This window comes from Parendozoicomonas sp. Alg238-R29, from assembly GCF_947331445.1.
GTDB lineage: Bacteria > Pseudomonadota > Gammaproteobacteria > Pseudomonadales > Endozoicomonadaceae > Sansalvadorimonas.
Genome location: NZ_CAMZOG010000186.1, coordinates 1 through 2,108 on the forward strand (window position 1 = coordinate 1; position 2,108 = coordinate 2,108).

Annotated in this window: 2 protein-coding genes; both read left to right on the plus strand. The window is 41.5% G+C overall.

Features of this window, described 5'->3' with window-relative positions; genetic code table 11:
• Positions 1–98 precede the first annotated feature (98 nt).
• Positions 99–404 (plus strand): hypothetical protein, encoded by a 306-nt coding sequence (locus tag QMA35_RS21420; protein ID WP_281649170.1) that lies wholly within the window; start codon positions 99–101, stop codon positions 402–404.
• A 965-nt stretch (positions 405–1,369) separates the two neighbouring features.
• Complete coding sequence (locus tag QMA35_RS21425) at positions 1,370–2,056, plus strand: RDD family protein (protein ID WP_281649171.1); 687 nt, start codon at positions 1,370–1,372, stop codon at positions 2,054–2,056.
• The last annotated feature ends 52 nt before the right edge of the window (positions 2,057–2,108 follow it).

A 2,108-nucleotide genomic window follows, 5' to 3' on the forward strand; every position in this document is an offset into this window, starting at 1 on the left:
AGGCGTTGGTGTTCGGCAGCAAGCTGCCTGGGACGCCTTCGGCGCCCCACAACTTGGCGTTACACGCTTAGAGTTTCATCACCCATACTGAGAAAATTATGACTGATGAAGATAAATTAAAAGTGATTTATAAAATCACCTATCCAAATGGGAAAATTTATATTGGTAAAGATTTAACAAATAGCATAAATTATTGGGGTAGCGCAAGCAGTAAACTAATCGCCAAAGATTTCTCCTCTATAGAAAGAATGGACATGTCCATACGTAGAGAAATACTTGTCACGTCCTTCGACGCAAGTGAAATTAATAAGCTAGAAGCCAAATTCATAGATAAATTTCAATCAAATAACCCGGATGTTGGCTATAACCAATGGCCAAAGTACAAACCTGCATCAAGAATGTAATAGCAATATAACCATAAAATTCAGAAACAATTATTATGCTACTTCTAATAATTAACTTTGCACCCTTTTTATGGGGGTTTATGGCTGCATCTAATGCAGGTCTAAACAGCTTACTTTACCTAATCATGGTCTTTGTCCTCGGTGCGGTCTGGAGGCAGTGTTATATACATTTCATCACTAAAACTAAGTCAGTTTCAGCAGCATATAGAAACAGTGTTTATTTTATTTTCGCGCAAATTGCCTTTTGGGTAATGCTAATAAAAACACTGATATTTCTAGGCATTGCAAACAAAATATAAAAAGCGTGTAACAAGAGCGTGGTGTTCGTCGCTACGCTCCTGGGACGCCTGCGGCGCCCCACACGCAGGCGTTGTGCGTCAATGTGCAAATGTTAATGTTTCGGTCTGTGCTTTCCTGAGAAACAACCAAGAGTTTTGTGGAGCTGGCAATCAAACATTGGAGTTTGCCACGTGCAAATCCTGAAAGTTCATTCTTTCAACGTGTTTATTCTGCAAACATTTTTCGGGCTGCTTCCGAGTTATGCCAGTGCAAATATTTAGGGTTTCAATTCCCAGCCTGCCTTTTTCACTTTTCGTGGGGCTGGCGTTTCAATATTTGCGTTTGTTCCCTGTGCAATGCCAGCATAAACATTTTCACGTTCTCAATGTCTGCGCAGCTGGCAAGCGGTAGCGTGCTCATGTTTTTCGTGCAACGCCAGCAAAGCTTCTGCGTTTCCCGGCAGCAAAGGTTTCCAGTGGCTGCGTATTCAGTGCCAAACATTAACAAAACGTAGGGTTTGCCTGCTGGCAACCTTTATCTCAACAAACCGCTAATATTGTGCAGCGCCAGCTCCGGTAAATCCCGTCCGGCTAGGTGCGCACAACAAGAGCATGGTGTTCCTCGCTTCGCTCGTGGGACGCCTTCGGCGCCCCACATGCAGGCGTTATACGATTAGGAGTTCCACATTGAGCTATCCAAGACTAATAAGAAGATTGAAAGCTCTATGGATTGATGGATTAATCATAATTCCATTCATAGTTCTAGGTTTTGTATTGGTTTCAATACTAAAGACCAAAAACGATCTAATAAATATTTTAATTGTTCTATTCCCAATATTTATGTATGAACCATTCATGGTAAGTCTTAGGGGGGCAACATTTGGTCACTCTTTGTATGGTCTTAAAATAATCACAACCAAGGGAAACAAATTAAACATAGTACTTTCAACCTTGCGATTTCTATTAAAAATAGTTGCAGGCAGTTTTTCATTAATATTTGTCCTGACAACAAAAAAGCATCAAGCACTCCATGACTTGCTGTCAGGATCACTCGTAGTAAACGAGCCAGAATTCGATCTACCAAGCTACGAGAAAAAACAAGAACGATTCTCAAACATAGAGAAATACAAATATCCATCAAAATTTCGCAGAATATTTGTCATTCTTAGCTACATGTTTGCATTCTTTGTTCTTATGGGCGTATGGGCAAGTATTTTTATCAGCACCGCATGCATTGAAAGTAGAGTTTGCTCAACGTGGGAATCCACACTGCAAATATTGCAAGGCTTTGTATTCTGGGGGGCAATCTTCTACTTCATAGTTGTTGGGTGGCGTGCACGGCTACCAGGTTGTCGTCGTCAAAAAATCGTATAACAAGTGAATGGTGTTCGTCGCTTCGCTCCTGGGACGCCTGCGGCGCCCCACA